This window comes from Herbaspirillum rhizosphaerae (assembly GCF_046025915.1).
Lineage (GTDB): Bacteria > Pseudomonadota > Gammaproteobacteria > Burkholderiales > Burkholderiaceae_D > Herbaspirillum > Herbaspirillum rhizosphaerae_A.
In genome coordinates this window covers 35,788-62,781 of sequence record NZ_JAQQFR010000009.1, presented here as the reverse complement: position 1 = coordinate 62,781, position 26,994 = coordinate 35,788, and the positions used below count along the sequence as shown (strand labels likewise).

The window sequence follows — 26,994 nt, the reverse complement described above, 5'->3', positions numbered from 1 at the left end:
CGTAGCGGCTCGTCTCAAAAAACAACCGGCGATTTGCAAAGACTTGTAAAGATTTCGAGAAAACTACCGTAAAGCAGCTAGCGAGGAGTGATGTGCTCGTCGCCCTTTAGATTGCCACTATGACAAACGTGTCTTCGCTGGGGACATCGAGCCCCGCCGTATCGCCATCGGTACAGACAAACAAAACCGCAACGGCGGCCGGCAGCTCTTCTGCTCAGAACGCCGCCCAGTCCTTCACCACGGTGACACTCGGCCAGTCCGGTGGCAGCGCGCAGGTTTATACCTTGCCTACCGCCAAACCACCGGAGCCGCCGGTTTGGGAGAACACGTCCAGCGATGCCGTCAGCAAGCTGATGGGGGCGAACAATAACGCTTCTACGTTGGCGCTGCGATTCAAGGATATCGGCGCTGCCTTGCTGGGACGTTTTGATACCGAGTCGACCGGATTCTCGCAATCGGTAATGCAGTTTGCATCCGGCATGGCACCGGGCAATGCGTTGGAAACAACGATGCAGTCGCAACTGCACAAGACCCCGGACAATCAGATCAGCCTGAGCATCCAGACCGTCGGCGGAGCGCAGGTGGAGTTGACGCTGGGTAGCACCGACACCGGCCTGGCCGTCGACGTAAAGGTCACCAAGGGCACGTTGAGCGATAGTGATCGCGAGGCCTTGTCCAAGCTTTCCGGCGCTTTTCAGAAGGCCATTGACGGTTTGACCGCGAATCCGCCACACATGGATCTGACGGGCCTGACTCAGTTCGACACCACGGTGCTGGCATCGGTTGATCTGCATGCGAGCGTCAAGGTGAACGGCGACAGCCAGATCATCGATTTCCATGCCGACAGTAAGACGCGCTCGGTCAATTCAAGCGGGCCGATGGGCGCCATGAAGGTCGCCGTCGATCTGTCCAATCCCGCCATCATCGGCACTGCTAAACAGCAGGCACAGGCAATCGCCGGTTACCTCAAGCAATTCGACTACGAACAGACGCGCGGACATGGCGATGCGTCGCTGATGGGCATGTTCAAGGATGCGTTTTCGCAGATGAACAGCAACTATCCGGCGTCGCAGCAGCAAGCCGGCATGCCCGGAGTCTTCAAGCTGAACGCGGAAGATCACAGTCTGCTCACAGGTCTGGCTGATTTTACGGCGTCGGTAACGCAGAACAGCCAGTTCAGCAATCCCATGCACTCGAATGAATCGGATAGCTTCGCCTACGACGTTTCGCAAAGTAGCAGCGTCAAAGGAAACGGACAATTGAACCGCGCTATCACGCAGCATCAGCAATCACACCTGACCGCCAGCTATCACGAACCGCTGACGCCGGGACTGCAATTGAAGTTGACGACTGACAAGAATTCGCAGAACTACTATTACACCCAGATCGACGACCGTGCGAGCAGCGATGCCAGCATCGCCTACGATCTCGGTGCGCTGACCAAGGCATCGCTGACCCAGTCAGCCAGCCAGTCCAAGCGCGTCCAGAAATATGTGATGGGCAATCTGGAGTCAGATGTCACGACGCCGTCGTCGTCGTCTTGGGTGATGGATTATCTGATCCAATTCAAGGCTGCGCAGTCAGCCAATAATAACCGTACGTCGCAGGACAACTACAGTTGGGAGCTGACGCTGGCGTCAATCAACAGCATGACCGTGTTCCAGGCGGATCCTGCACAACTGAGCGGTCGCAAGTCTGCTGCGTCGTAACGACCTCATAACTATCGTCTCAGCACTGGATTTTCGTGCATCCATAAAAAAACCGAAGCCGAAGCTTCGGTTTTTCATTTCATTGCAGCAAGCCTGAATCAGGTCGGCGCCGCAAAGCGTACTGCCTGACGCGCCAGCAGATGCCAGTGACCGCCGGTTTTTTTCCAGACCATCAGGATTTTGAGCGAAACATTGCCCGGCTTGCCGGAGTCATTGGTCGCTGCAGTCAGGGTGTGACGCACGACAGCCACGTCTTGCTGTACGTTGATCGTCTGGTCGGACAGGGTGATGCTGACGAAGGTCGATTCACCGCTGACCAGCTGGCCGATGAATTCAGCCTTGGTTTGCACGACGCCGTTTGAGTGGCCGTAGCTCAGGTGGTTATCCACCAGCTGTTCCAGGGATGCACGGTCGATCGGGGAGGTCATGGCGGCGCGCAGTTTTTCAACCGCAGTCGCAACGGCTTGTTCGTCGGCTGTCGGTGCCGCGGCAGCGCCTTGCGCAATGACCATCGAACATGCCATGGCGCTGCAGAGATACATCAATTTCCTGAACATCTTGTCTCCTTGGGTTTTGGTGGGGTACGGCGTTAATTCTTTCCTTAATTCTTATTGCGGACCCAGCTTGGCGATCAGGGCACCCAGCGCTTCTGCTTCGGCGCTGTTGAGATCCGTCAGCGGCGGACGCACCGGGCCGGCGTCGTGGCCGACCAGACGGGCGCCGGCCTTGACGATGCTGACTGCATAGCCTTGCATGCGATTGCGGATCTCCAGGTACGGCATGAAGAACTCGCGCAGCAGGTGATGCTGGGTCGCCATGTCGTCGTTGGCGACGGCGCGATAGAACTCCATCGCTGTTTTCGGGATGAAGTTGAACACCGCCGAGGAATAAACGGGAGTGCCCAGTGCCTTGTAGGCCGCGGCATAGACTTCGGCCGTAGGCAGGCCGCCAAGGTAGGCGAAGCGGTCGCCCATCTTCATATAGATCGAGGACATCAGTTCGATGTCGCCAATGCCGTCCTTGAAACCAACCAGGTTAGGGCAGCGTTCGGCCAGACGGGCCAAGGTAGCTGGCGTCAAACGGCATTGACCGCGGTTATAGACGATCACGCCAAACTTCACGCTCTTGCAAACGGCTTCCACGTGTGCTGCCAGACCATCCTGCCCGGCTTCGGTCAGGTAGTGGGGCAGCAGCAGGATGCCATGCGCCCCGGCTTTTTCAGCCGCCTGTGCGCATTCGATGGCGTAGCGGGTCGGGCCACCGGCGCCTGCGATGATCGGCACTTTGCCGCGGCAGGTATCTACCGCAGTCTGGATGATGGTTGGATATTCCTGGCCGGTCAGCGAGAAGAACTCACCGGTGCCACCTGCAGCGAACAGGGCGCTTGCGCCATAAGGAGCCAGCCATTCCAGGCGCTCAATGTAACCGCGGCGGTTGAAATCGCCGTTAGTATCGAAGTCAGTCAGGGGGAACGAAAGCAGGCCGGAGCCCATGATGGATTTGAGTTCTTGTGGCGTCATGATGGCGATAGAAGTAGCTGGGTGGCTGGAGTGGCTGAAGAATGTCTCTGCGTTGGATTGGAATTATTTGTTATCAGTCATCATACAATGCGATCTTCTCATTTGCCAATGGTGATAAATGACTTTTTCAGGCAGGGTATGAGGAAGGGCGGATTGATCGGGGAAGTTTGATGCAGCGCGCTACTAGGCGATTCGGCCGATAAAAATAATGATGAATAATTACTTTAACTATGGGTCTTAATTAATTGAATATATTGATATATATTGTAAATAAAAACTTAAAGTAATTTCTCAATCAAGTCGAATTCAGATGATCTAAAAAATCGTCCATTTGATGCGCCGCAGCGCGAGAATATTTTATTTCCAGCTCGGACTTTGTTTGACAAGGAAATGAAGCGAGGCCGATAATCCGTGCTCGCGTTATAAGACAACGTATCACGTGAATCAATGCGGTGCGGAAATGACGCCACACCATAGCTGGCTCAGGCGGAAAGACCGTCACCGGCAGGCTGATTGCAAGAGCAAGACGAATTCCGAATACCTACCCAATACTGGAAACACTCAACATGGCCGACCAAGCAACAACTTCAAGCACGGCAGCATCCGATTTGCATTCATCCCCATCCGGTCAGAAGTTTGGTCGCTTATTGCTGACCGGTGCCGGTGGCGGCCTGGGTAAAGTCTTGCGTCCGCGGCTGGCGGCATTTGCAGACGTTCTGCGCGTCTCCGATCTGGCTGCTGCTTTGCAGGGCGATGCAGCGGCGCACGAAGAAGTTGTCCCTTGCAACCTTGCGGATCGCGCGGCAATGGACGCACTGATCGCCGGCTGCGACGCCATCGTTCATCTGGGCGGTGTTTCGGTCGAGCGTCCGTTTGAAGAAATCCTCGAAGCCAATATCAAGGGCATCTTCCACGTCTATGAAGCTGCTCGCCGCCATGGCGTCAAACGCGTGATTTTCGCCAGCTCCAATCATGTCACCGGCTTTTATCGCCAGGATGAAAAGATCGATGTGCGCGATTTGCGTCGTCCCGACGGTTATTACGGGCTGTCGAAGTCCTATGGCGAAGACATGGCGCAGTTCAACTTTGACCGCTACGGTATCGAAACCGTCAGCATCCGCATCGGCTGGTCGTTCCCCGAGCCCAAGGATCGCCGCTCGCTGGCCAGCTGGCTGAGCTACGACGACCTGACCGAGCTGCTGCGCTGCAGCCTGTTCACTCCAGATGTCGGACACACCGTCGTCTATGGGATGTCTGACAATCCGTCAACCTGGTGGGACAACCGCTACGCGGCGCACCTGGGCTTCAAGGCACGCGACACGTCCGACATTTACCGTGCCAAGATCGAAGCACAGCCCATGCCGGCTGCGGACGATCCTGTACGTGTCTATCAAGGTGGGATCTTCACCGTCACCGGGCCTTTCGATCCCAAATAACTATCCGGCAGGAATCTCGTTGTACGAGGCAAAAAGGGACACCTATGGCCTCTGCGATTGTTTTTACCGACAGTCGAAAGCAATGCTCACTCATCTAGAATAAATTCTAGAAACAGCCTTAATCTTGCGATTTTTCTTCAGCGTAGCGATTTATGACCGATGTAAAACCTGTCATCAACGCGCAAAGAGGAGAAGGCAATGATCGAATCCATTTCGTCCACCCCAGAGGTTACTAACGAGGATAAGGACGTACCGGGGCAGAGCAGCGAACTGAAAAAATTGAAAAAGAAACTGAAGGAAATAACTAAAAAATATCAGAACATAACATCAAGCGGATTATCTGCCGCGGACCAGAAAAAGATCGCGCAGATGCTCGTGCAGCAGATGATGTTGGTAAGAACGGGTATGGAGCAGGAACATCAGAAGGAAGAGGAAAAAGTACAGGCTGCAGCCGCCCGCCGGGCTGCCAAAAAAACGGAAGCAACGCATTCTGACGCAGACAAGCTTGCCGCAGCCGGTGCCGTGAATGCAAATCCTGCACCAGCAAAGGGTATCGACAAGTCCGATGGCAAGAAGCCTGAAAAAGACGCCTATTACCATCAGGTGGATCGCTCCGGCAAACAAGAGCCGCTGGTGCTTTACGATCAGGACGCCGAATTGAAATACGATTATCCGGCGAAAAAGGAGGAGGTTACGCCTCCTGCTCCTGCTACCTCCGCTGCCCCCGCGCATGGATCGTCAACGAACTAATGGGTTGACCAGGAAAATAGGGCATCGAAACGATCCGCATCGGTATTGGTTAGTCAGATAGCAGAGTAACGACGACCTGACTGAGCGGCTGCGCTGCAGTCTGTTCCCCCGAACATCGGCCTCACCGCCGGCTATGGGGTGCCCGACAATTCATCGTTTTGGCGGGCAACCCTCTGCGTTGCCCCTCTGAGTCGGGGGCAGGATGGCATTTTCGACGTCATCGCGCCTTTCGCCCCCAATAATCGCCTCGGAAAAGCGTCCCAATAGTCTCTGAACAGACGCTTTGACGGCGATAGGTGAATACGCACATTTTTTAATTGTATGTTATCGTACATCTATGCTATCTTTGCTCCGCTTAAGGCAAAAGCAGCAAGCAAGGTCGTTAGCAAAATAGCCAACCTGGATCATCATCCGGCAGGAGACAACGCAATGTTGCCGGTCATGAACCAAGGGTAAAAGGGTAGCGAGTCGGTAGTAGTAGTGACGGTGAGCGACAGTAACCAATAACAACAACGCACACACCGCAGGCAAGCGGCATCGCTTCGGATTCGGCAGTAAAGGTCCGATCGGCAAGGTCGCGAGCGCAGGGAAAATTCGTTTCACGGTGGATCGCCTTTGTTGTCCCGTTCCTCGTGTCCTCCACTGTCATTACATCGCCGAGCAGAGTAAAACGCCACGTATAAAGGGCATCATCGGCATGGGTTTTTCACTTAATTTTGGTCCTCTTGCGCCTTACTGGCCGGTTTTTCTGACCGGTGCATGGCTGACACTGAAGATGACCACGGTCGCAATCGTCGTCGGCGTCTCGGTCGGTACGTTGATCGCATTCCTGAAGCGCGGTAGCAACCGCTATATTTCCAAAGCCTGTTCCGCCTATATCGAGGCGGTACGCAACACGCCTTTCCTGGTGCAGATCTTCTTGCTGTACTTCGGTCTGGCCAGCCTCGGCATCCATATGCCGACGTTTGCTGCTGCGGTGCTGGCAATGATCATTAATATCGCTGCCTACGCTGCAGAAATCATTCGTGCCGGTCTGGAATCGGTACCAAAGGGCCAGATAGAAGCAGCCGAATGCCTCGGCTTGTCGCGCTGGCGCATTGCTTGGCATGTCATGCTGCAACCCTCGATCGAGCGCGTCTATCCCGCGTTGACCAGCCAGTTCCTGCTGATGATGCAAGCTTCCGCAATGGCTTCGCAGATCTCCGCCGAAGAACTGACCGCGATCGCCAACACCGTGCAGTCGGACACCTTCCGCTCGCTGGAAACCTATATTGTGGTCGCCTTCATGTACCTGGCGCTGTCGATTCTGGTCAAGCTGCTGGCATGGGGTTTCGGCGAATATCTGTTCAAGCGCCGCCGCGTGATTCGTCGTGCCGCCGCAGAAATGGCACGCCGCCGTCCACCTGCCATCCCGCCATTCCAGGCGAATGTTGCAGCCGCCACAACAACACCTTCGAACACCAACGGGAGCGCATCATGATCGGCAGTTTCTCCTGGGGACATTTCTTTTATCTGGTGCAGTCGATCTGGTGGACGCTGGTGCTATCTGGCCTGGCCTTTATTCTCGGCAGCATCGGTGGTTTTGCGGTGATGCTGGCGCGGATTTCTCCTCGCCGCTGGCTGTGGATGCCGACGCTGGTGTACATCGAGTGCATTCAGGGCATTCCGCTGCTGATCTTGCTGTTCATCGTCTACTTCGGTCTGTCGGTGTATGGTTTTGCCTTGCCGGCATTGGTGGCCGCCGGTCTGGCGATGATGGTCTATACCAGCGCCTATCTGGGCGATATCTGGCGCGGTTGCGTCGAAGCGATGCCGCGTCCGCAATGGGAAGCCGCCGAATGCTTGTCCCTGACCCGCTGGCAGACACTGCGTCTGGTGATCATTCCTCAGGCTTTCCGTTTGTCGTTGCCGCCGACCGTGGGCTTTCTGGTGCAGGTCATCAAGATGACTTCGCTGGCGTCCGTGATCGGATTTATCGAACTGACCCGCGCCGGTCAGATTATCAACAACTCAATTTTTCAGCCTTTCCTGATTTTCAGTCTGGTAGGGGTGTTCTATTTTGTACTGTGCTACCCGCTCTCGCGCTGGAGTGAATCGATGGAGAATAAGCTCAATGTCAGCAACCGTTAATACCCCTGTTGGCCAGGCAGGCCCTATCGTCAAGGTCGATCAGATCTACAAGAGTTTCGGCTCCAATCAGGTACTGAAAGGTGTTTCCTTCGAAGTACAAAAGGGCGAAATGATCGCCATCATCGGCGCCAGCGGCTCCGGCAAGAGCACCGCGCTGCGTTGTATCGATCGCCTGGAAAAGGTCGACTCCGGCACCATCGACGTCTGCGGCATGCGTGTCGACGATCCACATATCGACCTGCACAAGCTGCGCCAGGAAGTCGGCATCGTGTTCCAGAGCTACAACCTGTTCCCGCATCTGACCGTGCAGGAAAACATCATGCTGGCGCTGCGTCACGTCAAGCAACAACCGAAAGCACAGGCATTGACCGTGTCGATGGCTGCCTTGGAGCAGGTCGGCCTGGGCAACAAGGCCGATGCCTATCCTGAGCAATTGTCGGGTGGCCAGCAACAGCGCGTGGCGATTGCCCGTTCGCTGGCGATGGCGCCAAAGGTCATGCTGTTCGATGAAGTGACTTCGGCGCTTGATCCGCAACTGACCGGCGAAGTGCTGCGCGTGATGGAAGACCTGGCAGCCGGCGGCATGACCATGCTGCTCGTGACGCACGAAATGGCCTTCGCCAAGCGCGTGGCCGATCGCATCATTTACATGCATCAGGGCACGGTGTGGGAAGTTGGCCCGGGTGAGATGCTGGACAACCCCAAGACGCCCGAACTGCGCGCCTTCCTGAACAACGGCCTGTAATTCAATATTCTGATTTTTATTTTTTCATTGCAACACAATCAAACCAAGGAGACCTGCATGAAACTGAATCAACTCTTCGCCCGCACCTGTATCGCTGCACTGCTGACCGCCGGTCTGGCACATGTCGCCATGGCTGACCAGCTCGACGACATCAAGAAAGCCGGTAAAGTCCGCGTCGCAATCGCCATGGGTACGCCGCTGTTCAGCTTTGCCGATGCCAACCTGCAACCAGCCGGTTCCGACGTCGAAACTGCCGAGCAATTCGCCAAGGATCTGGGCGTGAAGCTGGAAATCGTGCCAGTCACCAACGCTGCGCGCATCCCGACACTGCAAGCCAACCGTGCCGACGTCGTCATCGCCGATTTGTCGATCACACCTGAGCGCGCTAAGGTTGTCGATTTCTCCGTACCTTACGCTGTCATCACCATCATGGTTGGTGGCCCCAAGAACATTCAGATCAAAGATTACAACGACCTTAACGGCAAACGTATTGGTCTGACACGCGCTACCGTCAACGACACGCTGACGACAGCGCAAGCCAAGGGCGCCGAAATCGTGCGCTATGAAGACGATGCCACGCTGATCACATCGATGGTCACCGGCCAGGTCGAAATCTTCTCCAGCACCCCATCCAATCTGGCAGAGATGATCAAGCGCGCACCAGGCAAGAACCTGGAACTGAAGTTCGCACAAAAAGACTTTGATCTGGGTATCGCTTTCAACCAGAATCAGCCGCGCCTGAAGGAATGGATCAACAACTGGGTCGTCACCAACCACCGCAACGGCAAGCTGGACGCGATCTACGTCAAGTTCCACGGTCGCCATCTGCCGGCTGCTATTACCAAGCAATAATGCCTGACAACGGCGCAGCATAACTAACAAAAACAGCCGTTATATCCTCCCTGCGTTGGCAGGGACGAACTGAAAGCTGCTCTCCGGAGCGGCTTTTTTATTTGCGGGGAAGCTAAGCGGAGGGCGCGTTCAGGATCGTGGCAATGTACTTGTCAAGCGACGCGCGCCGTTGAAGCGGCTTTGCCAGTAAGGCTCATTGAGACCTGATTCATAGACGGCGCCATGCTTGCGCGAGGCATGAATGAATTTTTTGCCGCCGACATAGACCCCGACATGAGAAACATGACGCTTTCCCTTGCCAAAAAAGACGAGGTCGCCCGGCTCGATATCGTTCAGCCCGACTTGCTTGCCCATATCGCTGATTTCTTTTGCGGTACGTGGCAAATCTCCACCGACGGCTTCTCTGAACAGATAGGCGACAAAGGCGCTGCAGTCCAGGCCACGATCAGGATTGGTGCCGCCAAAGCGATAACGGATGCCACTCGTCAGGCTGCTTACGGCTTCTTCTGCCAGCAGGCGATTGACTGAAGCTGGAGCCACGTCAGGCTCACCGGCTTGGGCAAGATGGAGAGGTGCGGCAAGTACGACAACGCACAGCAATCGGTAACAGGATCGGCAGGATGAGAAAAGTAGGCTGGATATCGGCATGAATGGCAAAAAATCCGTCCCACGGGGGCGAGAACGGGAGCAACAGGGGAAAATAAGGATGTCATCCGGCTCGATAGCCGGAAATCAGCCGCGAGTTTAGGGGCTTCGCGCAGTGGTTGATATAGGACGATTCTCAAAAAGCCATCTGATGCAGCGTTTCGTGAAAGAGCCCGGTCTCTCAATTAAAAAATCGCCCACAAGGACGATTTTTTGTTGAGGGGCTATCTCCATCCTCGCCGACAACATCAGGACAATTCCCGTCCGGTGGCGCTGTTGTCGCCGGCAGCAGCCAGTACTGCCGACGGTATCTGAGGATCAACCGGACGCGCAGCGAGCGTTGCCCGGATCAACTCTTCCACCACATCAATGTCGACCGGCTTGACCAGATGGTGGTCGAACCCGGCATTGGCAGAGCGCAGGCGATCGCTGGCCTGGCCATACCCCGTCAGCGCAATCAGGCCTATGCCTTGCAGATGCGGCAGGGCGCGTAAATGGCCTGCGACTTCATAGCCGTCCATGATGGGCAGGCCGATATCGAGCAAGGCGATGCGCGGTGTGAAATGCTTGACTGCATCGAGCGCCGACGGACCATCATAGGCGACACGAACATCGTGCCCTTGCATGGATAGCAATTCACCAAGGATTTGTGCGGCGTCCTGATTGTCATCCACGATCAGAATCGCGCAGGTATCACCGGCCGGAGTCAGCTCAATCGCATCTATCGTCGGTAACGGCAACAGAAGCGGTGTAGTTTCGCTCATCACGGCAGGCAGTTTGATGGTGAATACACTTCCCATACCTACACCCGCGCTATAGACATGTGCCGATCCGCCGTGCAGCTCGGTAAGGCTGCGCACAATGGCGAGTCCCAGCCCCAGGCCGCCACCAGCGCGGTCAATGGCTTGCGTCTCTTGCGCAAACATGTCAAAGACATGCGGCAACATCTCGGCCTTGATGCCGATCCCATTGTCACGCACATCAATCACTATCTGATTATTTTCCAGTACCGCCTCAATGCTGATGTGGCCACGATTTTCAGTGTATTTGCCGGCGTTAGTCAGCAGGTTGGCGAGTACTTGCGTCAGCCGCTCGGGGTCAGCATGCACCAACAGACCTTGTGACGGCACGTGGATGCTCAGGCGATGATGGCGCTCTTCCAGCAGCGGGCTGGCGGTTTCGATCGCCTTGGCAATGACGTCCGCGATTTCTATTTTTTTCTTTTGCAAGTTGATTTTTCCTTGTGCTACCCGCGATACATCCAGTAAGTCATCGACCAGTCGCACCAGATGGCGTGCCTGGCGCTCGATGACGCTGCATTCTTTTTCCACGCCGCCGCCACGCAGGCGCATCAGGTGCACCGCGGTCAAGATCGGCGTGAGCGGATTTCTCAATTCGTGGCCTAGCATGGCCAGGAATTCATCCTTGGTACGATTGGCGACTTCGGCTGCCTGGCGTGCTCGTGTCAAGTCGGTCACTTCAAACGCCACCACGGCAATACCCTCAATGCTGCCGTCGGGCTTGAGCATCGGTTGATAGACGAAGTCGAAGAAACGCTCTTCGGCAATCCCGGTGCTGCTGCGTTTCAGGCTGACACCCAGCGAGCGGCCGATATGCGGTTCGGCGTGACGATAGACATCGTCGAGCAGACTCAGCACGCTTTGCCCCTCCAGCTCAGGCAAGGATTCTCTGACACTTTTACCGATGATGGGTCGGTTGCCGATCAGTTCCATGTACGGCGCGTTGGCTAGCTCGAATACATGGTTGGGGCCGCGGGTAATCGCGATCGCGACTGGCGCTTGTGCAAAGATCGTACTCATGCGATCGGCATGGCGTTTTTCCATGGCGCGGATCTGCGAACGCAACAGCATGGATTCGATACGGGCGATCAGCTCGCGACTAGAAAACGGTTTGACCAGATAATCATCGGCACCGGCAGCGAGGCCTTCCAGCCGAGCCTCTTCACCTGCTCGCGCCGACAACAGAATGAAGGGGATATTACGGGTAGCGTCATCTGCTCGCAGCCGCTCCAACAGACCGAAGCCGTCGAGCTGAGGCATCATGACATCCGACAAAATCAGATCATGCGGGTAGCTGCGCGCAGCCTCCAGTGCGTCAAGACCGTTGGCGACGGTTTGTATCTCCCAATGCGGTTGCAGCAAATTGGTGAGGTAATCGCGCATGTCGGCGTTGTCGTCGGCGACCAGAATGCGCGCGCCCAAACAGACCAGTGAATCGCGGCTTGCCGATGAGCTTTGCAACGGCGACACCTGCAGGGCCTCTTGATCTGCAGCTTGATTCGCTGCAATCCAGCGAGTGGCTTCGGCCGCGTAAGTAGTTGCCAGAGGACTGAGTGAAGAATGCACCGCCTCGTCCTCCGCCGTATCCACGACACGATCTGCCGGAAGATGCGCACGCCCGGTTGGTATCGTCAGTACAAACGCAGAACCGAATTGCGGTGTACTGTCGACCTCAATCGTGCCTCCCTGCAGATTGACCAGATCGCGCACCAATGCCAGCCCGATACCTGATCCTTCATGCGTCCGCGCCTGTACGCCTTCGACGCGATGGAAGCGTTTGAATACCAGCGGCAACTGATCTTTGGCAATACCTACGCCGGTGTCCGTGACGGACAAAGCGATATGGTCGCCATGGCCGCTGAGTTTGATGCTGATCTTGCCATCCAGCGTGAATTTGAACGCGTTGGACAGTAGGTTGAGAACAATTTTTTCCCACATCGTGACGTCGATATAGGTTTCTTCCTTCAGATGAGGGCAGTCAACCTCAAACACCAATCCGGCGCCCTCGATGGTGGAACGGAAAGTGCTGGCCAGGTCCGAGGTAAGGGCGGCCAGATCGACTTTCGCATAAGATGCATCCGCGCGGCCAGCCTGAATACGCGAAAAATCAAGCAAGGTATTGACCAGCTTTTGCAGGCGCTGCGTGTTACGCCGCAACATGTTGGCGCGTTGCTGCTGCACCGGCGCGAGGGCGTGTTCATGGTCGCTGAGCATGTCATCCAGCGGCCCCATCATCAGTGTCAGTGGGGTACGGAATTCATGGCTGACGTTACTGAAAAATGCCGTCTTGGCCTGGTCCAGTTCTGCCAGCAGGTCGGCACGCTGCTTCTCGGCTTCGGCCGTACGGGCTTGTTGAATCGCCGCGGCTATCTGGCCGGCCACTAAATCGAAAAAGGTCTGGTAATCGTCGTCCAGCGGCCGTGTGGGATTGATACCGCAGATCAGTACGCCGATCGGCCGTTCGAGCCCCGGCGATGCCAGTGGCAACATAATGGCCTGGCGAATACGCTGGTCAGCCAGACCCAGCGGCAGCGTATCAATATGCGCTACATCAACAACTTCTTTTGTAACGTTCTCCAACACGTGCGCCACCGGCCAGAGTTGCCCATTGAGCGGAAGAACACGCATATCGATCTGCGTACCGACGGCGTCTAGGCTGATGTATTCAGGAGCAATGCCGTTCAGCGGCAGCATATTGACGGTTTGCTTCAGCACTGCCTGGCGCTGGCTGCAGTCGGTCAGATAGAGCAGCGCAAATGGCACGTCGTCGGGATTTTTCACCAGGATGTTTGCCGCCGTGGCCGCAGCAGCGTCGGCGGTGCGCTCCATCAATGCGCCGGAAGCCAGCTCGGACAGCGTGCGCAGACGGCGTGCATTGAGATGTTTGGCGGTCATTTCGGCGTTCGGGCAGAATAAACCGCCAACTTCACCCGACTCATCCCGGATCGGTGAATAGGAGAAAGAAAAGTAATTTTCTTCGGGGCCGCTTTTGCGGCTCATGAACAAGCGTACTTCGTCCACAAAAGTCGCTTCGCCGTGCTTGAACACCTTGTCTGCCAGCGGGCCACAAATGTCCCAGATTTCCGACCAGACTTCGGCGGCCGGACGACCGAGCGCCCAGGGATGTTTGGCCTGGCTGAGCACGTCTATGTAAGCGTCGTTGTAGAGAAAGGTAATTTGCTCACCCCATCCCAGCCACATTGGCTGGCGCGAATTGAGCATCAGGCTGACGGCAGTTTTGAGACTCTGCGGCCAGTGGCTGATCGGCCCCAGTGGCGAGGATGACCAATCATGTTCAAAAATCAGCTGGCCAAGCGTTCCCGTACCTTTAAGAAAGCCAAATTGGGCCGATGTGGAATCGAGATTCATGGGCAGCCTCTGCGTTCACCGGAATGAATCATATTATTAGATTATTGAGAGCTAAATCTCAGGCAACTGGGGTGGCGAATTGATGCGGCGAATCACATGCAGTTTGCCGCGTCTGACATCTTACGAAGGATTCACCAAAAATGGCGAATCCGCCCCCGCGCCGCAGGCCTTCTTACTTTGGAATGAGTGTTTGTCCTACAAACTATGTTGCATCAAAAGCAATGAAAAGCGAGCGCATCCGGCTTGATTACCGAAGGCGCCCGCGATGGCGTGGCGATGTGACAAAGAAACGTGCAGCCGGGTGGTTCAGCTCCAGGCAGGATTGGCGTTCCAGGCAGATAGCCACTGACGCATTTTGGGGCCAGGCATGGGACGCGAGATGCCGTAACCTTGCGCCAGCTCGCAACCCAGTTCCATCAATTTTTTGCCGTGGGCTTCGCTTTCTACGCCCTCGGCAATGACCTTGCGTTGAAACGCAGTCGCCAATCCGATCACGCCGCAAACGATGGCAAGATCTTCATGGTCGCTGAGCATGTCGCGTACAAAACTTTGATCGATCTTGAGCGTCTTTGCCGGCAGACGCTTGAGATAAGTCAGCGACGAATAACCTGTGCCGAAATCATCGATGGAAAACTGTACGCCAAGTTGACGGCAAGCTTGCATGACGTGCGAGACGGCATCGATATCGTGCATGGCGCTGGTTTCCAATATCTCCAGTTCTAGATCTGCAGGATCAATATCAGGGTAGCGCGCCAGCATGTTGGCGAGGATGGTGGGGAACAGTTCGTCCTGCAGCTGGTTAGGCGCCAGGTTGACGCTGACCGGCATGCAAATCCCTTGTCCGCGCCACAACTCCATCTGCGCCAGCGCGCGGCCGATGACCCAGATGCCCAACTCTTCGTTGATGGAGTGGCCGTCGATCAACGGCAGGAAAGCCGACGGCGACAACAAGCCGCGATCCGGATGCTGCCAGCGAATCAGTGCTTCGACACCGACCACTTCATTGGTTTTCATGTTGATCTTGGGTTGATAGTGAAGCAACAGTTCGTTGCGCTCCAATGCTTCACCCAAGCGGCGTACATAGACGTGACGGCTCTTGCCTTCAGCTTCGCGGAAGGCGTCGAAAATGTGAAACCGGTTTTTGCCTGCTTGCTTGGCCTCGTACATAGCCAGGTCGGCATGGCGCATCAACTGATCCTCATCGGCATCGTCATGCGGATAGGTGGTCACCCCGATGCTGGCGGTGACTTCCAGACGCTTGCCGTCGATCATGACAGGTTCGGCGCAGGCGCACAGGATGCGGCCGACGATGCGTTTGAGTTTCTCGGCGCTGTTGATGTCCATCAAGACCGCAACGAATTCGTCGCCGCCGATGCGCGCCAGCGTGTCGGCTTCGCGCAGGCTGCCGGCCATGCGGCGGGATAGGGCAACCAGCAAGGCATCGCCGACATCGTGTCCGTGGGTGTCGTTGATTTGCTTGAAGCCATCCAGATCCAGATAAAGCACCGCCAATTGCTGACTGCCACGCTTGCACAACGCCATGGCCTGACGCAGGCGATCGGTCAGCAGCAGGCGATTTGGCAAATCGGTGAGGCCGTCATAGTGGGCGATATGCTCCAGCTTTTCCTGATGCCGGCGCAGCGGCGTGATATCGCGTGCAATCTTCGATGCGCCGACTACATTGCCGTGACGGTCGCGAATCGGCGATATCGTCACCGATACATGAATCTGTTTGCCATCTTTGCGGATGCGTACGGTTTCAAAATGGTCGACCTTTTCGCCCGCAAGAATCTTGCCGAGAATGAAGGTCTCTTCTTCGATACGATCTTCTGGGAAAAGGCGCAGCGTCGGTTCGCCGATCATCTCTTCTTCGGTGTAGCCGAAGATGGTCTGCGCTGCATTGTTCCAGCTGCAGATGTTTCCATTGATATCTTTGGTAATGATGGCATCGTCGGACGAGCTGACCAGGGCGCGGAATTGTTCAGCGGCACTTTCCAGCTCGACCTGTTTGGTAATATCGCGGGCGATCTTGGATGCACCGACGATATTGCCTTCGCTGTCGCGTAATGGGGAGATCGAGACTGAGACGTGAACCGGCTTTCCACTCTTGTGGATGCGCACTGTTTCAAAATGGCTTACGGGTTCGCCGGCGAGGATTTTTTCGAGGATGTAATACTCTTCGTCCTGACGTTCGATAGGGAACAGGCGCAGCATCGGCTGGCCGATCATTTCACGTTCGGTATACCCGAAAATCGCTTCGGCGCCCGGATTCCAACTGGTGATGATGCCGGTCAGCGTCTTGCTGATGATGGCATCGTCGGAAGATTTGACGATGGCTTCGAAGCGGTCGTCGGATACCGTCGCCGTCACGAGCTGCAGCGGTGCAACACGCTGTTTGGGCGGACGCCGATGCTGCATGCCGCCGAAAGACCGGGCCGCGGATACGCGTTCACACAAGTTGGTTTTCATGGATTGCTATCCTTTGCATACAGTCGGTTTGGGGAACGACGACGATGAAGACGTCTCGGTGCCGGCATGTCATCCGTTGAAACTGCATGCGACTGCGGTGACAACTGCGGGGCCGGTCTGTGCCATGGAGAAATAATACGTGGCGACGAAACGACTTTGTATCGGGGATTTCCTGAAGGAGCCGTGACATCCTTGCCCGCCGCTAATCCTGCACGAGAGCGTTTCGGGCGGGCTTCAGTACTCATGCCTGCAAAATAAATTACTATCTGTAATGCAACATATCCTCAGAAAACAACGAACGACGACGTTCAACAACAAACCGCAACGAACTACAACGGAGAATCCATGCTGACGCTTCCCGAATACAGCGACGTGGTCGCCGCGGCAAAACGCCTTGAAGGCCACGCCAACAAGACGCCGGTGCTGACATCGCGCACCGCCGACGATGAAATCGGTGCAAAGATTTTTTTCAAATGCGAAAACTTTCAACGCATGGGCGCCTTCAAGTTTCGCGGCGCGATGAACTCGCTGGCGCGCTTCACGCCTGAGCAACGAGCCGACGGTGTTGTCACTTTCTCATCAGGCAACCATGCCCAGGCCATTGCCCTGGCCGCAAAAGTGCTCGGCATGCCGGCTACCATCGTCATGCCGGAAGACGCACCGGAAGCCAAAGTCGCCGCCACTAAAGGCTATGGCGGCAAGGTCGTGCGCTTTAACCGCTATACCGAGAACCGAGAAGAAATCTGCGCCAATCTCGCCGAAAAGCATGGCCTGACCATGATCCCGCCCTACGATCATCCGGACGTCATCAGCGGACAGGGCACAGCCGTCAAAGAATTACTGGAAGAAACCGGTCCGTTGGACGCCTTGTTCGTCTGTCTGGGCGGAGGTGGCTTGTTGTCAGGTTCGCTGTTGTCGGCCAAGGCTCTGGCACCTGAATGCAAAACCTACGGTGTCGAGCCGGAAGCCGGCAACGACGCCCAGCAATCGCTGCGCGCCGGCAAGATCATTCACATCGACACGCCACGCACGATTGCCGATGGCGCCCAGACCCAGCATGTCGGGCACTACACTTTCGAGATCATCAAGCGTGACGTGGAAGACATTCTCACCGTCAGCGACGACGAACTGATCGCGTGCATGCGCTTCTATGCCGAACGCATGAAAATGATCGTCGAACCGACCGGTTGCCTCAGTTATGCCGCCGTCCGCAAGATGAAGGATCAGCTCAAGGGAAAACGCGTGGGTGTCGTCGTCAGCGGCGGCAACGTCGATCTGGCGAAATTGGCAGGCTATTTTGCTGATGCATAAATTACCCTAAGTCACCCTGCAAGCACGTACTGTACGAATGAAACATAAGGAAACGCATCAATGACAAGTTCGACCACAACCGCCCCCCCGACCGCTCTCAATACATTACGCAAGCTCTATCCACCGATCAATCCGTATGACAGCGGCATGCTCGACGTCAGCGACGGCCATCAGGTGTACTGGGAGGTCTGCGGCAATCCCAAGGGGAAGCCGGTGGTGTTCTTGCATGGCGGTCCGGGAGGTGGTTGCGGACCATCGCATCGGCAGCTGTTCAATCCAGAGAAATATCGCATTGTCCTGTTCGACCAGCGCGGTTGCGGCCGCTCGTTGCCGCATGCCAATCTCGACGCCAACACGACCTGGGATCTGGTGGCCGACATCGAACGTCTGCGCATCAAACTGGGCATCGATAAATGGCAAGTCTTTGGCGGATCATGGGGTAGCACGCTGGCAATTGCCTATGCAGAAACGCATCCCGAACGCGTCACCGAAATCATCTTGCGCGGCATCTTCTTGCTGCGCCAGCGCGAGCTTGACTGGTATTACCAGGAAGGCGCTTCATGGCTGGCGCCTGACCGCTGGGAAGAGTTCCTCGCACCGATTCCGGAAGCGGAACGCGGCGACCTCATGGCGGCGTATCACAAGCGACTGACCGGTGACGATGAAGCTGCCAAGCTGGAAGCCGCCCGCGCCTGGAGTCAATGGGAAGCGGGCACCATCACCTTGCTTCCGAACCAGGGCATGATCAACCAGTTCGGCGACGCCCACTTTGCGCTGGCTTTCGCGCGCATCGAGAACCACTATTTCGTCCATAAGGGTTTCATGGAAGAAGGGCAGTTGCTGGCCAATGTCGCGCGCCTGAAAGATATCCCCGGCGTCATCGTACAAGGCCGCTATGACCTGGCTACGCCGGCAAGATCAGCATGGGAACTGCACAAGGCTTGGCCGACTGCGCAATTCCATCTGGTCGAAGCAGCAGGGCACGCCTATAACGAGCCGGGCATTCTCGACAAACTGATCGGCGCTACCGACGCCTTTGCGGATCAATAGGCGCAATGTCAGTGGCAGGTGCATCGGATACTACCAATATCATTGCTGCGGTCGTTTGCAACGATCAGGTTGTTGACGGCCATGGCAATGCTCTGCAAGAGTCCGCGCCGGTGCTGTGGTGGAGTTTCACCAAGACTGTTCTTGCGGCAGCTGCGCTTGCGCTTGTGCGGGATGGCAAGCTGGACTTGGATGCTCCGGCAGGCGGTCAGGCTTACACCTTGCGGCAGCTGCTACGCCATACTGCTGGCGTACCCAACTACTCCGATCTCAGCGCTTATGCGATGGCGGTCGAGCGCAACGAGTCGCCATGGATACCTGACGACATGCTGGAACGGGTTCGCAGCGATCAATTGGCATTTGCACCGGGCAATGGCTGGCGTTATTCCAACACCGGCTATCTGCTGATTCGCCAAATGATCGAAAACACTGTCGACGCTGATCTTCAGACCTCGCTTCAGCAACTCGTGCTGTCGCCGCTCGGCATCGACAAGGTATCCGTTGCGCTTACTCCTGAAGATCTCGACGAAACGGCATGGGGCAACCCCAGTCGATATCATCCGGCTTGGGTCTACCATGGCTTGCTGATCGGCCCGGCGGCATCGGCTGCCCTGCTGTTGGAACGTCTGCTGAAGGGGGCATTGCTTCCTGTAGCACTGCTGGAAGCAATGACGCAAGCTATACCATTGGGTGACAAAATTCCCGGACGGCCGGGAATCAATTTTGGCTACGGCATGGGATTGATGATTGCACGAGAGGGTCCGGCAGGCCCCTCAACCGGGCATACCGGCTCGGGGCCGACGAGTGTCGCCGCGGTATATCACTTCCCGGAGTGTCGCTGCACCGTGGCAACGTTCTCCCCGGTCAGGGATCAAGCCATAGTTGAATGGGCGGCGCACAATGCTGCCATGGCACATCAACAATAAGACAGAAAAAACGAGGACGAAGAATGAACATTTTCATCACCGGCGCCAGTGGCTACATCGGCGGCTCGATCTCCTTGCATCTGATGAAATCAGGCCACCAACTTCGCGGCCTGGTACGCGACGCGGCGAAAGCAGAGCGCTTGCGGGAGATCGGCATCGAACCCGTCCTGGGCAATCTCGACGACAAGGAAATACTGATACGCGAAGCCCGCAACGCCGACGCCGTCATCAATTGCGCCAGCAGCGATCATCGTCCTGCGATTGAGGCGCTGCTGGAAGGTCTGGCAGGGAGCGGCAAGCCCTTGTTGCATACCAGCGGATCCAGCACCGTCGGCGACGCGGTCGCCGGCAAAACACTCAGCGACAAGATATTTGACGAAGACACGCCGCTGATCGTTGCGGAAGGCAAGCAGGCCCGCTACGAGCTTGATCGCCGCATCATTGACGCGGGCAAGACCATGGGCATCCGTACGGTCATCATCTGCAACACGCTGATCTATGGCACCGGTAAAGGTCTGCATCCGGACAGCGTGCAAATCCCCGCGGTAGTCGATCATGCGCGCGCTTGCGGCGTCGTCCAGATCGTCGGCCCCGGTCTCAATCGCTGGGCCACCGTACACATCGACGATGTCTGCGCGCTATATCAACTAGCGTTGGAAAAAGCCCCGGCCGGTTCCTTCTATTTTGCGGAAAATGGCGAAGCGTCTCTTGCCGACATCGCCGCCGCGATCAGCAAACGTCTTGGCATCGCCAAGATAGAAGGCATCACGGAAGAAGCTGCCATTGCCATCTGGGGACTGGGCCGTGCGCGCTATTCACTCGGATCAAACAGCCGCATCCGCGGCGTTCGTGCCAGAAAAGAACTCGGTTGGCAGCCTGCACATGCATCAGCGATTACGTGGATTGAGCAAGAGATGCCTGCGTAGGCTGGCGTAGACAAGCCGGAAAAGAGAATCACGGGCTGGGATTTCGATTCAAAAAACAGTCTGAATTGCCATTCTTGCAATAGTGAACATGTTGATCCATGCAACAATCGGATGTGTTGATCCATCCCGATTCACTACTTCTATTTTTCACATGACCTCTCTGCGACTTTTAGGTTTGGCGGCGCTACTGACTTCAGCAAACGCCATGGCCGCCGACTCCTACATACGGCTGATCTGCGAAGAAGAGGAAAAGGGCTCCGACGTCATACTCGATGGTGAATACAAAGGAAAATGTCCGGTCGACATCACCACCAAACCAGGTGCTCACCGGCTGGAAGTCGTAACAAAGAAGGACGGCAAATATAAGTTCGTCTACAGTACGGACGTCCCCTTGGGCGCCGGCGTGGCGCAGCGCATTGAGTTGCCCAAACCACCGGGCTATGCGCAACCGCCTGAGTGGGACAGCTTCTGGGCAAGGAGAACACCGTTTCCGGTGCTTATGCGCAGTGTCGCCGCCGGCAGTCCGGTCGCCAAAGCTGAACTGGCGCAGAACTACCTGGCGGACGCCAAAGGCTGCTACTTCCTGCTGATCATGCCCGAAGAAATGCGCCCCTCCGTCACTTCCTGGAGCGGCGCCTGCAAAGGCGGAGCAGGATCAGGCCCGGGAGACCTGGTCTGGTCGGCGGACGGCCATGCCGAATATGGCCGCCTTTCAGGCAACTTCGTCCAAGGAAAAATCGAAGGCAAAGGCCGTCAATTCTTTCACAACGGAGAAGTCTACGAGGGTACATTTGTCGCTGGTCAGCAACGCGGGCAAGGTAGCCAACTTTATGCCAACGGAGATCGTTACGAAGGTGAATTTCAGGATTGGAAGACCACCGTCAAAGGCGTGTTGATCAAGAAAAACGGCGACCGCTATGAAGGCGAATTCCGAGCCGGGCAAATGAACGGAAAAGGCGTATTGATTGGTGCCGACGGTACCCGCACAGCGGGAAAATTCCAGCAGAACAAATATATCGGTCCTGAATGACGCATATTGTCGCGAGAGCGTATTATCGCGACGACGTGATGCTTCGTCTTCTGTGTTGTACTAGTTGGACTTTGCCTCGACGGATTGTCTTAGTGCCTGTTGTTTGTTCACTCTCAGTTCATGCAACTTGCGGGTCAAGATATCCAGTTCCAGATTCTTGATTGTAATTTCATCGCTCAGAAGACGGTTTTCGTTAGACAGCTCTTTGCGAAGGAATGCTTCATCAATATGCGCACGTAGCTTGACCTCGTCCCATGGCTTCGTTAAGAACTTGTAAACTGCACCATCGTTGATTGCATCTGTCACGGATTGCAATTCTGAAAAACCGGACAAAATAATACGCACGGTTTCTGGATAAAGCACCTGGACGCGGCGCAGCAGCTCGACCCCTGTCATTTTCGGCATGCTCTGGTCGCTAAGAATAACGTCAACGTTGTGTCTGCCTAATATCTCCAATGCTTCCTCACCGTTAGCAGCTGCCAGTATTTCGTAATTGTCCCGGCGAAGCGGCTCTTGCAATTGAAGAAGCATTTCTGCGTCGTCATCGACGATTAGAATTGTCCGCGTAGCATTGCCAGCTCCGAACAGATAGGACGGAAGGCGCTTATTCTCTTTCAGCAGGGCCTCAAGGTCTTGCGACGAAATACCTCGTGAAAAGAAATAGCCTTGCATTTCATCGCATTGCTGATCCCGGAGCAGGACAAATTGCGCTTCAGTTTCGACGCCTTCAGCAATGACTTTGATCCCAAGGCTATGCGCCATCGAGATGATCGCTTTGGTAATGGCAGCGTCGTCGCTGTTTTCTGCAAGGTTGGTGACGAATGAGCGATCGATTTTTACGCGATCGAAAGGAAAACGCTTCAGATAACTCAATGATGAAAACCCGGTTCCAAAATCATCGAGGAGCAGGTCAATTCCCATCGCTTTCAATCGCTTCAATGTAGTTCTGGTGTTTTCCGTGTCCAACATGACCGCACCTTCGGTGATTTCGAGGCACAGCATCGATGTGTCCAGCGCGTTGCGTTCAATGGCACGTTGAATCAGATCGGTCAGGCGAGGGCTGCTGAATTGATAGGGAGAGACATTCACCGCCACACGCAGTGGTACAAGCCCTGCTGCTTCGCGGTTCCGCATGTCGAGGCAAGCCGTCATCAAGACCCATTCACCGATATCCTCAATCAGACCCAACTCCTCGGCGACAGAAACGAAATGCGAAGGAGGAACCACACCAAGAGAAGGATGCGTCCAACGGATCAATGCTTCAAATCCGATGATGTCACCAGTGCGCATTGAGATGACAGGCTGATATTGAAGATAAAACTCTTTATTAAGAACGGCCTGTCTCAACGATGACTCGAAAAACAGGCGCTCTTTCTCTACCTGGTTCTGCTCGTCGACCACAATCGGGGTCGGATAGATATCAGGCTGCCAGGAGTAACCGCTTTGACTCAGTCCATTGAAACGATCGCTGACATCCATCAACACAGCAATGAAATGGGTAATGGCACCATGTGTATCCGTCATCAGCGACAGCGTCACCTCGTTCCAGAAAGGGGTGCCGTCCTTGCGATAATTACGCGCAACCAAACGGGTATGTCCTTGCCGTTGCATTTGTTTTAATGCATCTTCCGCGCGTTCCGGTCGCTCACGGCCCTGAAGGAAGCGGCAGTCTCGCCCCACGATCTCGTGCAACGGATAGCCTGTCAATTCGCTAAAAGCTTTGTTGACGAAGATAATGGGGGCGTTCTCTACGGAAGCGTCGACCACCATCAATGCGGCGGTCCAGGTATTCAAAGTAGCCAGATCGACGATGGGTAAAACAGATGCCAGACTTGTATTATTTTTTGTGTTTTGCATGGCGCAGCACCTTTCGGTACAGAGATTGATCTTGTCCTACTTGGAGAGATATAGACTACCACGCAAGTTGACAGGGGGTGCGGCTTGCTCCAGATCGGGCGTCTTGCTGATAACCGAATGCAGTTAACCAGCAACGGGATGAGTCGCGAAAACTGGTCACAATTTCTCCTGCGAATGCCGATCCGCCACAAGGTAATTCAAATTAACGTACACTCACGCAACGCTGCCAACAGCGAGATGTCGTGAAGCAATAAATACAATACTATCTTTTCGAATCATCTCTCGCGCTGCCGTACACGCGTTGTGATTCAACTTGTTACTCAACTTGCATCGAATCCAGCCATCCCGCGTGTGACCGGAGCTTGCCGCAAATTTTCATTGACCGCTTTCTGTACATGATCGTGCAGGACAGCGGACGTTTTAACGCTAATACCAAGTGCGTCATCAAGGCCACCATGAAACTGTACTATTTCATCACTAAGCACATCGACGATATCCTGGCTGAATGGGCGCGGTTCGCACATGTGGTCTCGGGTGATGTGCATGAGAAACCAGATTTGGTTCTGCGCGATTATGCGCGTGAAATTCTTCAGGCAATTGCGGTCGATATCGAGACCTTGCAGAATCCCGAACAGCAACAGTTAAAGTCGCAAGGGCTGGCGCCGGGCTTGTATTCTCAGGGCAGTGCTGCTTCCATTCATGGCGCCTTGCGCCAGGCGGGCGATTTTTCCTTGTTGCAGGTGAGTGCCGAATATCGCGCTTTGCGCGCAACGGTCTTGCGTCTGTGGCTGCCGCTGGCCGAAACGATGTCCGAGGAAACGATTCAGCAAATGGTGCGCTTCAATGAGTCGATCGATCAGGCCCTGAGCGAGTCGATTTTGACTTTTTCCGCACGTGCCGAACACACCAGAGAATTGTTCCTGGCGATTCTCGGACACGATCTTCGTGCGCCGTTGACCAACATGGGACTCACGGCCGACCTGATGATGCACGCCACTTTGCCGGCGGAAAAAGTCGTTGAACTCGGCGCTCGGATCAAGCGTAGTTCACGCATGATGAATTCCATGGTCGATGACTTGCTGGGCTATACGAGGACACAGCTTGGCAGCGGCATGCCGACATTTTGCGTCCCGACCAATCTGCTTGATATCTTCCGCTCGGTCGTCGAAGAAGCTGCCTCCATGCATCCTCAAATGCAATTTGAGTTGCTCACCGAGGGCGACATGAACGGCTCTTTTGACGCTGTCCGCATGCACCAGCTGTTTTCAAATCTGCTTCTGAACGCCGCACAGTACGGCACGCCGGAACGCCCCGTGACGCTGGAGGCGCGCCGCGGGCCGGCCGGAATTGTTGTCAGCGTGAAGAATTACGGCGCCAAGATACCGTTCGAATCCCTGCAATCCATCTTCAAGCCATTGATCCAGTTACCAACTGAATCCGGCAACGACGGCCGTCCAAGAACCAGTCTGGGATTGGGCTTGTTCATTGCACGTGAGGTGGCAATCGCGCATGGTGGCAGCATCAAGGTGGAGTCAAGTACCGAGTTGGGAACGATTTTTACGGTTGAACTTCCCGGGAACAACACTTGAGACTGCTCCTTTCCTGAATCGTCTTTCCGTGTTTAGCGCATGGGGTTGTTGCACGACACGACGTCATCAATCAATCCATACGCTTTGGCGCCGTCGGCAGACATGAAATTGTCCCGCTCCGAGTCATGGGCAATCTTGTCCAGTGGTTGATCGCAGCGCTCGGCGAGGATGTTGTTGAGACGTTCGCGCAGGTACAGAATTTCGCGTGCCTGAATTTCCACATCGGCAGCCGTACCTTGTGAGCCGCCAGACGGCTGATGGATCATGATGCGGGCATTGGGCAGGGCCAGACGTTTTCCCCTGGCACCTGCGGCAAGCAAAATGGAACCCATGCTGGCGGCAAAACCGGTGCATAAGGTGGACACCTGCGGACGGATGAACTGCATGGTGTCGAAGATCGCAAGGCCCGCATAGACGGCTCCGCCGGGAGAGTTGATGTAGAGCGATATGTCCTTGTCAGGGTCTTCGGATTCGAGAAACAGCAACTGGGCGATGATCAGATTTGCAGATTCGTCCGTCACCGGCCCGACGAGGAACACGATGCGCTCACGCAGCAGTCGTGAGTAAATATCGTAAGCCCGTTCGGACCGGCCTGATTGCTCGATGACGGTGGGGATCATGCCAAGAGCATGTGGAACGGATGCATGCATATGCCTTTCCTTTCAGGTAATGTAAGCGATGTCGATAGCGTGGATACCGTGACTTGACGTCGGCGAGGCACTGCTCGTGACAAAGAAAAAATATTTTTCACGTTCTGTCACGTTTTCCAACTCACCATCGTCAAGCAGGTAAGCATGCGTGTATGACGCCGCACGGTTCAGGCGGCAGTTCGCTATCCTGAAGTCCGGAGTCCTGATTGGGAGAGACAAATGAAAGAAAAACAGACAGAAGAATCCACCTCTCTTTTTGAGGCTTCCCGCCGCAGATTGCTATCGATTTCCTATCGGATGCTGGGCAGTTTTTCCGAGGCAGAAGATGTCGTTCAAGAGACCTGGTTACGCTGGCACGATACCGACCATCGTAAACTGAAAACGCCGGTTGCCTGGTTGACAACCGTCACGACACGCATCGCCATTGATCGCTTGCGCTATCTGCAACGCCAGCGCGCGATGGAGCCCGTCGACTGGTTGCCGGATCCATGGCTGGACAACCATGCCCCATCTGCGGAAGATACGGTGTCCATGCTGTCGGATCTGTCGTATGGCGTGTTGCTGCTGCTTGAGCGTCTGAGCGCAGATGAAAGAGCGGCTTTGCTGCTGCATGAAGTCTTTGATTGCCAATACGAGGAAATCGCAGCGACGCTCAACAAGACGCCGGTACATTGCCGGCAACTGGTGCGACGGGCGAAGGAGCGCGTGCAATCCGACCGCGCGCGCCGTATCGCCGATGAGCAGGTATGCGAGCGGCTGGTGCAGGATTTCTTGCATGCGATAGCGCATCAGGACAAGCCTGCGATGCTGCGACTGCTAGCGGCGGACGCAACGGTCATCGGAGACGGCAGCGTCAGCAGTATCGGCGGCCACATCAGCACTCCAGTCGCGAGTTTCGCCGTCACGCAATCTGCAGGAGGATTCGTCAACGCCCTGGCATCGATGGGGGCGTTTATTGGTCAGATCGACGCGGCATGCATTAACGGAGGGTGGGGCGCCACCATCACCCTTCAAGGTCGGATTGTGCTGGCGCTCAGCTTTGCGATTGAGGCAGAAGGTATCAGTACAATCTATGCCGTTGCAGATCAACGCAAACTGAAAAGTTTGCATCGGACTGGTGAGATACTGACGCAAGCCGACGTCTGCACTCAATGAACCCAATAGCACAAGTTCGCTACCATGCGGCGGCCTCTGAAACAGTATCGTTTTCGTCAAAAGTTATCTGTATTGCAT

Annotated in this window: 21 protein-coding genes; 14 read left to right on the top strand and 7 right to left on the bottom strand. The window is 55.5% G+C overall.

All coding sequences use genetic code 11. The annotated features are described in order from the left end of the window. Nucleotides 1-119: 119 nt before the first annotated feature. Nucleotides 120-1,709, top strand: coding sequence for a hypothetical protein (locus PQR63_RS14530; protein WP_408168664.1), 1,590 nt, complete (start codon nt 120-122; stop codon nt 1,707-1,709). A 98-nt stretch (nt 1,710-1,807) separates the two neighbouring features. Here the strand turns inward: PQR63_RS14530 and PQR63_RS14525 are convergent, their stop codons facing one another. Then, complete coding sequence (locus PQR63_RS14525; protein ID WP_408168663.1) at nt 1,808-2,266, bottom strand: nuclear transport factor 2 family protein; 459 nt, start codon at nt 2,264-2,266, stop codon at nt 1,808-1,810. Nucleotides 2,267-2,317: 51 nt separating this feature from the next. Beyond that, entirely contained in the window at nt 2,318-3,229 is a 912-nt protein-coding gene (gene kdgD / locus PQR63_RS14520) for a 5-dehydro-4-deoxyglucarate dehydratase (RefSeq protein WP_408168661.1), read from the bottom strand. Between the two features lie 566 nt (nt 3,230-3,795). Between kdgD and PQR63_RS14515 the strand changes: the two genes are divergently transcribed. The 6 genes from PQR63_RS14515 to PQR63_RS14490 all read left to right on the top strand — a co-directional run bounded on the left by PQR63_RS14515 (nt 3,796) and on the right by PQR63_RS14490 (nt 9,142). Continuing rightward, nucleotides 3,796-4,665: an NAD-dependent epimerase/dehydratase family protein gene (locus tag PQR63_RS14515; protein ID WP_408168660.1), complete on the top strand. Its 870-nt coding sequence runs from the start codon at nt 3,796-3,798 to the stop codon at nt 4,663-4,665. 198 nt (nt 4,666-4,863) lie between these two features. Continuing rightward, the gene (locus PQR63_RS14510) at nt 4,864-5,415 is read left to right on the top strand and encodes a hypothetical protein (RefSeq protein WP_408168658.1); all 552 of its coding nucleotides are present in this window, start codon (nt 4,864-4,866) and stop codon (nt 5,413-5,415) included. Between the two features lie 697 nt (nt 5,416-6,112). Continuing rightward, nucleotides 6,113-6,895, top strand: coding sequence for an amino acid ABC transporter permease (locus PQR63_RS14505; protein ID WP_408168657.1), 783 nt, complete (start codon nt 6,113-6,115; stop codon nt 6,893-6,895). Further along, entirely contained in the window at nt 6,892-7,545 is a 654-nt protein-coding gene (locus tag PQR63_RS14500) for an amino acid ABC transporter permease (RefSeq protein ID WP_094563942.1), read from the top strand. The genes PQR63_RS14505 and PQR63_RS14500 overlap by 4 nt, the downstream gene beginning before the upstream one ends. Then, nucleotides 7,529-8,290: an amino acid ABC transporter ATP-binding protein gene (locus tag PQR63_RS14495; RefSeq protein WP_408168654.1), complete on the top strand. Its 762-nt coding sequence runs from the start codon at nt 7,529-7,531 to the stop codon at nt 8,288-8,290. The genes PQR63_RS14500 and PQR63_RS14495 overlap by 17 nt, the downstream gene beginning before the upstream one ends. A 57-nt stretch (nt 8,291-8,347) precedes the next feature. Then, nucleotides 8,348-9,142, top strand: a complete 795-nt coding sequence (locus PQR63_RS14490; RefSeq protein WP_408168652.1) for a transporter substrate-binding domain-containing protein — start codon at nt 8,348-8,350, stop codon at nt 9,140-9,142. A 129-nt stretch (nt 9,143-9,271) separates the two neighbouring features. Here the strand turns inward: PQR63_RS14490 and PQR63_RS14485 are convergent, their stop codons facing one another. The 3 genes from PQR63_RS14485 to PQR63_RS14475 form a co-directional block, all read right to left on the bottom strand. Continuing rightward, the gene (locus PQR63_RS14485; protein WP_408168650.1) at nt 9,272-9,682 is read right to left on the bottom strand and encodes a C40 family peptidase; all 411 of its coding nucleotides are present in this window, start codon (nt 9,680-9,682) and stop codon (nt 9,272-9,274) included. A 353-nt stretch (nt 9,683-10,035) separates the two neighbouring features. Next, nucleotides 10,036-13,956, bottom strand: coding sequence for an ATP-binding protein (locus PQR63_RS14480; protein ID WP_408168649.1), 3,921 nt, complete (start codon nt 13,954-13,956; stop codon nt 10,036-10,038). Nucleotides 13,957-14,262: 306 nt separating this feature from the next. Further along, nucleotides 14,263-16,425, bottom strand: a complete 2,163-nt coding sequence (locus PQR63_RS14475; RefSeq protein WP_408168648.1) for an EAL domain-containing protein — start codon at nt 16,423-16,425, stop codon at nt 14,263-14,265. A gap of 345 nt (nt 16,426-16,770) precedes the next feature. Here PQR63_RS14475 and PQR63_RS14470 point away from each other — a divergent pair, with 345 nt between their 5' ends. From PQR63_RS14470 to PQR63_RS14450, 5 genes are all read left to right on the top strand, one after another. After that, complete coding sequence (locus PQR63_RS14470) at nt 16,771-17,736, top strand: threo-3-hydroxy-L-aspartate ammonia-lyase (RefSeq protein ID WP_408168647.1); 966 nt, start codon at nt 16,771-16,773, stop codon at nt 17,734-17,736. Nucleotides 17,737-17,796: 60 nt separating this feature from the next. Continuing rightward, nucleotides 17,797-18,786: a prolyl aminopeptidase gene (gene pip / locus PQR63_RS14465; protein ID WP_408168646.1), complete on the top strand. Its 990-nt coding sequence runs from the start codon at nt 17,797-17,799 to the stop codon at nt 18,784-18,786. Nucleotides 18,787-18,797: 11 nt separating this feature from the next. Further along, nucleotides 18,798-19,709: a serine hydrolase domain-containing protein gene (locus PQR63_RS14460; protein ID WP_408168645.1), complete on the top strand. Its 912-nt coding sequence runs from the start codon at nt 18,798-18,800 to the stop codon at nt 19,707-19,709. Nucleotides 19,710-19,732: 23 nt separating this feature from the next. Further along, a complete protein-coding gene (locus PQR63_RS14455) occupies nt 19,733-20,635 on the top strand; it encodes an NAD-dependent epimerase/dehydratase family protein (RefSeq protein ID WP_408168644.1) in 903 nt (300 codons plus the stop codon). A 205-nt stretch (nt 20,636-20,840) separates the two neighbouring features. Further along, on the top strand, nt 20,841-21,665 hold the full coding sequence (locus PQR63_RS14450) for a PEGA domain-containing protein (RefSeq protein ID WP_408168643.1): 825 nt from the start codon (nt 20,841-20,843) through the stop codon (nt 21,663-21,665). A 60-nt stretch (nt 21,666-21,725) separates the two neighbouring features. Here PQR63_RS14450 and PQR63_RS14445 read toward each other — a convergent pair whose 3' ends face one another. After that, nucleotides 21,726-23,522: an EAL domain-containing protein gene (locus PQR63_RS14445; RefSeq protein WP_408168642.1), complete on the bottom strand. Its 1,797-nt coding sequence runs from the start codon at nt 23,520-23,522 to the stop codon at nt 21,726-21,728. Between the two features lie 362 nt (nt 23,523-23,884). Between PQR63_RS14445 and PQR63_RS14440 the strand changes: the two genes are divergently transcribed. Next, entirely contained in the window at nt 23,885-25,111 is a 1,227-nt protein-coding gene (locus tag PQR63_RS14440; RefSeq protein ID WP_408168641.1) for a sensor histidine kinase, read from the top strand. A gap of 32 nt (nt 25,112-25,143) precedes the next feature. Here PQR63_RS14440 and clpP read toward each other — a convergent pair whose 3' ends face one another. Further along, on the bottom strand, nt 25,144-25,761 hold the full coding sequence (clpP, locus tag PQR63_RS14435) for an ATP-dependent Clp endopeptidase proteolytic subunit ClpP (RefSeq protein WP_408168640.1): 618 nt from the start codon (nt 25,759-25,761) through the stop codon (nt 25,144-25,146). Between the two features lie 219 nt (nt 25,762-25,980). Between clpP and PQR63_RS14430 the strand changes: the two genes are divergently transcribed. Beyond that, entirely contained in the window at nt 25,981-26,916 is a 936-nt protein-coding gene (locus PQR63_RS14430) for a sigma-70 family RNA polymerase sigma factor (RefSeq protein WP_408168639.1), read from the top strand. Nucleotides 26,917-26,994: the final 78 nt, after the last annotated feature.

Bases quoted from the DNA above. Each gene is read 5' to 3' on its own strand.
- PQR63_RS14530 (WP_408168664.1), top strand. From the start codon at position 120: ATGACAAACGTGTCTTCGCTGGGGACATCGAGCCCCGCCGTATCGCCA.
- PQR63_RS14525 (WP_408168663.1), bottom strand. From the start codon at position 2,266: ATGTTCAGGAAATTGATGTATCTCTGCAGCGCCATGGCATGTTCGATG.
- kdgD (WP_408168661.1), bottom strand. From the start codon at position 3,229: ATGACGCCACAAGAACTCAAATCCATCATGGGCTCCGGCCTGCTTTCG.
- PQR63_RS14515 (WP_408168660.1), top strand. From the start codon at position 3,796: ATGGCCGACCAAGCAACAACTTCAAGCACGGCAGCATCCGATTTGCAT.
- PQR63_RS14510 (WP_408168658.1), top strand. From the start codon at position 4,864: ATGATCGAATCCATTTCGTCCACCCCAGAGGTTACTAACGAGGATAAG.
- PQR63_RS14505 (WP_408168657.1), top strand. From the start codon at position 6,113: ATGGGTTTTTCACTTAATTTTGGTCCTCTTGCGCCTTACTGGCCGGTT.
- PQR63_RS14500 (WP_094563942.1), top strand. From the start codon at position 6,892: ATGATCGGCAGTTTCTCCTGGGGACATTTCTTTTATCTGGTGCAGTCG.
- PQR63_RS14495 (WP_408168654.1), top strand. From the start codon at position 7,529: ATGTCAGCAACCGTTAATACCCCTGTTGGCCAGGCAGGCCCTATCGTC.
- PQR63_RS14490 (WP_408168652.1), top strand. From the start codon at position 8,348: ATGAAACTGAATCAACTCTTCGCCCGCACCTGTATCGCTGCACTGCTG.
- PQR63_RS14480 (WP_408168649.1), bottom strand. From the start codon at position 13,956: ATGAATCTCGATTCCACATCGGCCCAATTTGGCTTTCTTAAAGGTACG.
- PQR63_RS14475 (WP_408168648.1), bottom strand. From the start codon at position 16,425: ATGAAAACCAACTTGTGTGAACGCGTATCCGCGGCCCGGTCTTTCGGC.
- PQR63_RS14470 (WP_408168647.1), top strand. From the start codon at position 16,771: ATGCTGACGCTTCCCGAATACAGCGACGTGGTCGCCGCGGCAAAACGC.
- pip (WP_408168646.1), top strand. From the start codon at position 17,797: ATGACAAGTTCGACCACAACCGCCCCCCCGACCGCTCTCAATACATTA.
- PQR63_RS14455 (WP_408168644.1), top strand. From the start codon at position 19,733: ATGAACATTTTCATCACCGGCGCCAGTGGCTACATCGGCGGCTCGATC.
- PQR63_RS14450 (WP_408168643.1), top strand. From the start codon at position 20,841: ATGGCCGCCGACTCCTACATACGGCTGATCTGCGAAGAAGAGGAAAAG.
- PQR63_RS14445 (WP_408168642.1), bottom strand. From the start codon at position 23,522: ATGCAAAACACAAAAAATAATACAAGTCTGGCATCTGTTTTACCCATC.
- clpP (WP_408168640.1), bottom strand. From the start codon at position 25,761: ATGCATGCATCCGTTCCACATGCTCTTGGCATGATCCCCACCGTCATC.
- PQR63_RS14430 (WP_408168639.1), top strand. From the start codon at position 25,981: ATGAAAGAAAAACAGACAGAAGAATCCACCTCTCTTTTTGAGGCTTCC.